The sequence below is a fragment of the Pseudarthrobacter sp. B4EP4b genome (assembly GCF_006680095.1).
In the GTDB taxonomy this organism is placed as follows: domain Bacteria; phylum Actinomycetota; class Actinomycetes; order Actinomycetales; family Micrococcaceae; genus Arthrobacter.
In genome coordinates this window covers 1-257 of the sequence record NZ_VHIJ01000120.1, presented here as the reverse complement: position 1 = coordinate 257, position 257 = coordinate 1, and the positions used below count along the sequence as shown (strand labels likewise).

General features: G+C 61.5%; 1 protein-coding gene. It reads right to left on the bottom strand.

Annotated features, from left to right (window positions below):
* A partial coding sequence (locus FNL14_RS23540) for a hypothetical protein (RefSeq protein ID WP_220126212.1) occupies positions 1-257 on the bottom strand: 257 nt, incomplete at both ends.

Here is a 257-nt window from a genome sequence, read left to right as displayed (position 1 = left end):
TACCCAGATCATTCCACCGGAGGCGCAGCTATGAGTGACATATTGATTCGGCAGCGCGACGGCACCTGGCGCGAGGCTGAATAAGCGGGATATGCCTTGGAATCCGACCTGCAGGCGATACTCGCTCGGCATCCTGACCTGATACCAGGGGGTGGCGCGGGTGCGCGGACATGCCGTGAGTTTCAGTCCGAGGCGGGCGCAGCGGACATCGTGGTTGTCGGTGCTGACGGGGACCTGACACTGGTTGAATGCAAGCT